The sequence below is a fragment of the Nitrosomonas communis genome, assembly GCF_900114745.1.
Lineage (GTDB): Bacteria > Pseudomonadota > Gammaproteobacteria > Burkholderiales > Nitrosomonadaceae > Nitrosomonas > Nitrosomonas communis_A.
Genome location: NZ_FOUB01000046.1, coordinates 21,931 through 28,622 on the forward strand (window position 1 = coordinate 21,931; position 6,692 = coordinate 28,622).

7 protein-coding genes and 1 other RNA gene are annotated in these 6,692 nt (G+C 41.6%); 5 read left to right on the plus strand and 3 right to left on the minus strand.

Annotated features, from left to right (window positions below; translation table 11 throughout):
• Positions 1–2 precede the first annotated feature (2 nt).
• The 3 genes from BM122_RS14720 to BM122_RS14730 are packed head-to-tail and all read right to left on the minus strand — an operon-like array spanning position 3 to position 2,890.
• Positions 3–1,358 (minus strand): GldG family protein, encoded by a 1,356-nt coding sequence (locus BM122_RS14720; RefSeq protein WP_074906344.1) that lies wholly within the window; start codon positions 1,356–1,358, stop codon positions 3–5.
• A gap of 37 nt (positions 1,359–1,395) precedes the next feature.
• Positions 1,396–2,139, minus strand: a complete 744-nt coding sequence (locus BM122_RS14725; RefSeq protein WP_074906346.1) for an ABC transporter permease — start codon at positions 2,137–2,139, stop codon at positions 1,396–1,398.
• A 4-nt stretch (positions 2,140–2,143) separates the two neighbouring features.
• Positions 2,144–2,890 (minus strand): ABC transporter ATP-binding protein, encoded by a 747-nt coding sequence (locus tag BM122_RS14730; RefSeq protein WP_371264931.1) that lies wholly within the window; start codon positions 2,888–2,890, stop codon positions 2,144–2,146.
• 442 nt (positions 2,891–3,332) lie between these two features.
• Here BM122_RS14730 and BM122_RS14735 point away from each other — a divergent pair, with 442 nt between their 5' ends.
• The 5 genes from BM122_RS14735 (at position 3,333) to ssrA (ending at position 6,173) form a co-directional block, all read left to right on the plus strand.
• Positions 3,333–4,043 carry an OmpA family protein gene (locus BM122_RS14735; protein ID WP_074906349.1) on the plus strand — a complete coding sequence of 237 codons (711 nt, stop codon included), beginning with the start codon at positions 3,333–3,335 and terminating at the stop codon, positions 4,041–4,043.
• A gap of 73 nt (positions 4,044–4,116) precedes the next feature.
• The gene (locus tag BM122_RS23430; protein WP_177198150.1) at positions 4,117–4,260 is read left to right on the plus strand and encodes a hypothetical protein; all 144 of its coding nucleotides are present in this window, start codon (positions 4,117–4,119) and stop codon (positions 4,258–4,260) included.
• Positions 4,261–4,349: 89 nt separating this feature from the next.
• Positions 4,350–5,057 carry a bifunctional 2-polyprenyl-6-hydroxyphenol methylase/3-demethylubiquinol 3-O-methyltransferase UbiG gene (gene ubiG, locus BM122_RS14740; protein ID WP_074906351.1) on the plus strand — a complete coding sequence of 236 codons (708 nt, stop codon included), beginning with the start codon at positions 4,350–4,352 and terminating at the stop codon, positions 5,055–5,057.
• A gap of 10 nt (positions 5,058–5,067) precedes the next feature.
• A complete protein-coding gene (locus BM122_RS14745; protein ID WP_074906352.1) occupies positions 5,068–5,715 on the plus strand; it encodes an HAD family hydrolase in 648 nt (215 codons plus the stop codon).
• Between the two features lie 96 nt (positions 5,716–5,811).
• Positions 5,812–6,173, plus strand: a transfer-messenger RNA (tmRNA) gene (ssrA, locus tag BM122_RS14750).
• The last annotated feature ends 519 nt before the right edge of the window (positions 6,174–6,692 follow it).

The window sequence follows — 6,692 nt, forward strand, 5'->3', positions numbered from 1 at the left end:
TGCTACCTCCTCCTCCGATGCCACCAAATGATTAGTCCGCTCATCAGAAACAACAAGGGAAACACAATGAGAAAGCCAATAACGATCACGGTTAATACAGGTTCTTCTAATATTAATTGACTATCAATAGTTGCCCGAGGTTGAATGGTAATCAAATCCTCATCACCTGCAAGCCAGTTAACCAAATTAATTCCAAAATCGATATTACCGCCATTCCCAAGATAAGTATTTGCTAGAAAATGTCCGCTTCCGACAACAACGATACGCTGCTCTCGCTCATCGATAGTACGTTCCAATGCCACCGCCACGCTAACCGGACCCGCCACATCATCAGTTTCATCAAAAGTAGACGCATCATTTAACTCTCCAGTCTCTACCCACCCTTCTGGCGCCACTTCAACCAATGAAGTACTATGCCATTTCTCGTTTTCGTTGAAAATAATCTGTCGTGCAAAAGGAAATACTGAAATGAAATCAAAATCCTCAGTGATAGCATGTTGTCCGTAAATTGTTCCCAATGCAAATGTAACAGGCGCCCTTAATCGTTTAGCCTGGGGATCGACCACCACACCGGGTGTGAAAGTCAAATCTAATTTTTCAGCCAGCGACAACAAGCCATATAGTGATTCTTGGTCTACCAACCATAATAAATTGCCGCCATGCTCGATGTAATCGAGCAGTATATCCACTTCCCCAGCCAGCAAATCAGTTTGAGGAGAGGCAATGATAAGCACACTAGTATTTGATGGAATTTTCATTGTGCTGGCTAGATTAAGTGCTTCGCCTCTAAAGCCAGTTTCTGTCAATTTCTTGCCAAAGTCTCCCATATCACGGTTAGCAATGCCATCTAACTTACGTTCACCATGACCTGAAAGCATCATCAATTGCTTTTGATCAGATCGAGCCAATCGCATCAATGCATTGGTAAATGTTTGTTCATTAATAGTTGTAAGATGTTCACTTCGTTCATTAAAAGATATCACCATCTCACCATTCATTCTGACGCCCGCTTTTTCAGCAAGACGAGGCTGCTCAATGGGATCAACAAAGTTAAGCGTAAGATCAGGCTTAATTCGTTGGTAGGCAACAATAAAATCGCTAATAATTTTCCTGATATCACCTAGCTGAGGATCCTGGTGAGTAGCATAAACCGTGACATTCACTGGGCCATAGAGTTTTTGCACCACATCCAGGCTTGCCTTACTCAAGCTATTCCGATTATTCTGACTGATATCCCATTGTGCACGAAACTCAAACGCCAGATAACCTAGCATACTAGCCAATACCAAGAGCAGCACAACAAATAGCCCATTTTGCAACAGCAAATGGACTCGCAATTTTTTATTAACTGTAATCATTCAGATCATGTACCAAAAAAACTCTGGCAATCCAGGCTCATCCATGAAGCCGTTTTCCATCCAGGCGACGAATAGTCAATATGAGAAAAGTAAGGATAAAAAGAACCAAAAAAGCGAGACTAAAGGAATCAATCAAACCACGATTGAAGCTTTCATAATGTCTGAGCAATGAAAAATTTTGTATAACACTACTTGTATTAGTTGCAACAACATCTACTATCCATAAAGCCAGCAATATACCTAATGTCCCTACCGCAGCAATTGCAGGATGGGAAGTCAAGCTGGATATATATAAGCCAATAGAAATAAAACAGGCAGCCAGCAGTGATAAACCGATAATATTGCTTAATAGCAAGCCAAGATCCATTGTTCCTCCAATGAGCAAAGAAAGAGACAACATCACCGCAAGTAGCATAGCTAATAAAAAGAATATCATTAACCCCAGGAATTTCCCCAGTACAATAGCCGTCAGGGAAATTGGGGCGGAGATTAACAAAGTCATAGTGTGGTTACGCCATTCTTCTGCCATTAGGCGCATCGTTAACAAGGGGGTTGCTACCAACAATACTAAGGATGCTACCGCAAATACCGGCACTATAATAACTTCTGTCGCCCCAGGCGGATTAGCAATTTGCATGAGTTGTGATTGCAACTCTAAAAAAGCATCGAGTTGCCCTAAAAAGACCCAAGTTAACATTAGCTGGATCAGCGCAAGAAAAGTCCAAGCCAAGGGTGAAACAAACAGCAACTTCAGCTCCTTCTTGGCGATAGTCAGAATCATCTTATTAATTCCCTATAGGTTCATTTCTTAGAGTGAATTGCTCAAAAATTCGCTCAAGGCTGAGATTTTTTTGTTTGAGTTCTGCTAGCGCAGCACTGAACACCATAGTGCCCTGATTCATGATTTGCACTCGATCACATACACCTTCGACTTCCGGCAGTATATGTGTAGAGAGAATGACGCTAGAAGATTTACCAAGCTCACGAATTAGTATACGAATTTCTCTTATTTGATTAGGATCTAATCCTATAGAAGGCTCATCAAGAATGATAACCTCAGGTTGATGAATAATCGCCTGGGCAATGCCTACACGTTGTTGATATCCTTTGGATAATGTATTAATCAGCCGCTTTCCTATATCATTGAGGCCACAACGTTGCTTGACTTCGGTCAATACAGAATCGATTCTTGATAAATTAACATGGTGCAATTTAGCAGCAAACCGGAGATATTCATCCACTGTTAATTCCTTATACAATGGTGGGTTTTCAGGTAAATAACCAATATAGCGTTTGGCTTGCTGAGGATTTTTAAGCAAATCGACCCCACAGATTTGCACACTACCACTCGTTGGTGCCAAGTTACCTGTCAGCATCTGCATCGTCGTGCTTTTTCCCGCACCATTAGGACCTAACAAGCCCAATACCTCGCCTCGCCTTAATTCCAGATCAACTTTGTGCACTGCAGTACGCTTACCGAAATTGCGGCTGAGGTTATAAGCAGAAATAGTCACATTAGGAATATCATTCACTAGTACACTCGGTTTCAAAATTAATTAACTATTAGATAAATTGATGTTCATACACCACCGCGTCATAGCAGTAAATCAATAAACATCCGTTGATTCTTCAGAATCAAATAAAATACTTTATAAACATCACGATGCCACTGAAGATCAAACGAATCACTGCCATCAATTATTCCAATTGAATTCTAACTTTAGAACATTCTCTTTAGAAATTGTCTAACGTGCTATCATATCGGACTATTCTATCAGGCCGTTCCAATTGATTGCCACAGTGTTGCATAATAACAACAAACTGGTTTGACAAAAACAAAAACATGGACTCATAATCCGCTCAAGTAATGCATTAATTATCAATTTATTAATGAGTGTCACGAGATCGCATCAGCAGCAAATGATTTTGTGGGGTTGTTTTGAGTGAATCAAAATTACAAAAAAGGACAATAGCATGAAAAAGATAACGTCGACCAGAAAATACCTAATAGAAGCAATCGTTTTATCACTACTCTTAATTTCAACAATGGCTTTGGCTGAAACACAAGCTGGAACATATTATAAGCAAGGCGAAAGCGATGCAGCGAAAATACCAGGTTATAATGTAAATGATCGTGGAGTGATATCCAGAAACACTACAGGTTTATGTTGGCGCACCAGAGATTGGACAGAAGAAAATGCGGATTGTTCATGTGACCCACAGGCTCCTAAATGCCAGAAACCGGTAGAAAAGGTTGCTGCACCTACTACACCCCCTGCTCCGATCACCGAACCAGAAAAAATTACTTTTTCTGCGGATGCGCTATTTGATTTTGACAAGGCTGTCCTTAAACCTCAAGGAAAGGAATCTTTGGATGACTTTGCAAATAAACTGAAAAATATCAAATACGATCTTATCATTGCTGTCGGTTATGCCGATCGTATCGGTTCAGATGACTATAATAAACAACTCTCCATGAGACGTGCTGAAGCAGTTAAGAATTACCTGGTTACTGCTAATGGTATCAGCCCAGACCGTATTTTTACGGACGGGAAAGGAGAGGCAAATCCTGTGACGGGTGACAGTTGCGTAGGCACCAAGAAAACTAAAGCATTAATTGACTGCTTGGCACCTGACCGTCGGGTAGAAATTGAAGTAGCAGGCACACAAGAAGGTAACTACTAAGATTAGTTTCTAGATTCCATTCAAGATAAAAAGCCCTGCCATCTCGCAGGGCTTTTTTTGTTAAAATGTAAAAATGACTAGCCCTGTAACCGTTGATTCAATTATTGAAGCACGTTGGATCATCCCGGTTGAACCAGAGAAAATCATATTGATCGATCATGCTAAAGTGATTAATGATGGTATGAGCAGAATTATCTTACAAAATTCACAGGCGTGAATACAGTTCACTTCGAAAAGGAAATAATCAATCGAGTAATACAATGGCAAAAACGCCTCAATAGCTAAAAATATAGGGTAGAAAATCTCATGGAAAATGATGGTATCAATGCAGATCCGATAGAATTGGAGAAATTCAGTCAACTTGCCCATCGTTGGTGGGATCCTAATAGTGAATTTAAACCACTACATGACATTAATCCATTACGACTTAATTACATCGATCAATTAAGCGGAGGGTTGAAGGGAAAAATTGTGGTAGATGTGGGCTGTGGCGGTGGCATATTATCTGAAGCAATGGCTGCACGAGGCGCGAAAACGACAGGCATTGATTTAAGCGATAAGGCACTAAAAGTTGCTAAACTTCATTTGCTCGAAAGTGGGCAGCAAGTTGATTATCGGAAAATGACTGTTGAGATGCTTGCCAAAGAACAACCGCACCATTTTAATATCGTCACTTGTATGGAAATGCTGGAGCATGTACCCGATCCTGCCAGCGTAATAAAAGCATGCGCCCAGCTAACTAAACCAGGTGGCTGGGTCTTTTTCTCGACCATTAATCGCAACCCGAAATCTTATCTCTTTGCCATTCTCGGAGCTGAATACATCCTTAAATTATTACCCAAAGGCACTCACGAATACGCTAAATTTATCAAGCCTTCTGAACTTGCGTGTATGGCGCGTGCGGCAGGATTAACTGATGCCAAAATTATTGGTATGACCTACAACCCTCTTACTAAAGTGTATGCACTCGAGGCTGATACGAGCGTCAACTATATCATGGCATTTCGAGCTTAAAAGCGGATGAATGATTAAAGCAATTCTTTTCGATTTTGATGGCACGGTTGCCGATACCGCGCCTGATCTGGGCCATGCACTCAATCGGCAGCGCATAGCAAGAGGCTTATCTCCTTTACCTATTACACTTATCCGCCGTCACGCATCAGCTGGATCACGTGGATTATTACATCTTGGCTTCAATCTTAAGCCTGATGATTTAACCTACGAAGCGATGCGCGATGAATTTCTACGCTTTTACGCAGAACGTTTATGTCACGATACTTGCTTATTTCCAGGCATAGCTAATGTACTTGATCAACTCGATATCCGCAATCTGCCTTGGGGAATAGTAACCAACAAACCCGCTCGCTTCACTCGGCCCCTCGCGCAAACATTAGGGCTACATCAGCGGGCGGCTTGCATTATCAGCGGCGATGAGACTGCTCATACCAAACCTCACCCGGAACCCCTGCTTACTGCATGCCGTCAAATGAATGTTTCCCCACAGAACTGCATTTATCTCGGTGACGATATTCGTGATGTCAAAGCCAGCGTAGCGGCTGGAATAAAACCGATTGTTGCGCGTTATGGCTATTTAGGTAATGATGCACCACCCGACTCCTGGGGTGCAGATCATCTCATTAATCATCCAGAAGACTTGCTTAATTATATTTAGGACACTTCGTGAGAATCAACTCAGAGATTCTGTTACAATCATATTCTTGAACTTTTTCGTATCAATACAATCTTATCATTCAGTATAAATAATCCCGGGGGCGATTCGGCTTCGACGTGGGTTGCAAAGCAGTGCAGGGCATACCGAGGATCAGTTACCTCGTAAATACATCTGAAAAAAAATAGTCGCAAACGACGAAAATTACGCTTTAGCCGCTTAATCCGGCTGAACTCCACACCGGTGGGCCTCAACGCCGGGTCTGGCAACAGGCAGTGGAGTCACTAACGAGGATCGTATTTTGCAGGGTTACTTTGCAAAGTACTAAATAATAGGTAACTCGCCTTTCATCAGCCTGTCAGTTGGCGGGTGGTAGGTTAAATCAAATAAACTTGGCTAAGTATGTAGAACTGTCTGTAGAGGGCTTGCGGACGCGGGTTCAATTCCCGCCGCCTCCACCAATACCGAAAACCAACCCTTTATCCGGTTGGTTTTTTTGTGCTTACTCTTGCGTGTTTGCGCGGGTTCGTGCGGATTTTTGCGGACTTCGAGGCTTCGAGAAATCACACAAATTCGCTCATTTTTTCTCTCTTTGCGCCATTATTCTCTCCTACCCTCCCCATCATTTGAGAATGAAGTCCACAACTCCATATTATTTAGAATTAATAAATCAATCATTTACGCGCGGACTAATCAAGCGGTTTATTTTCAGCATTGGTAGGCGGAGGGAACCACACCGATTTAACAAGTAAAGAATTATTGTCTAATGGATTACCATTATCATCTCATCAACTGAACACTCGGCGGCAATTTATTATAGTAGGCGTGCATCATCAATCTGAAATAAGGCCGAATTTAAAGGCCAGATTTATTTAGGGGATGGAACTTCCGTAAGATTTAAATATATTTAAGCAGTAAAAATGGCCGATTGCACAAAGCCTGTGTTTATTTGAAATTCCAGTGCAATATAAAAACTTGAA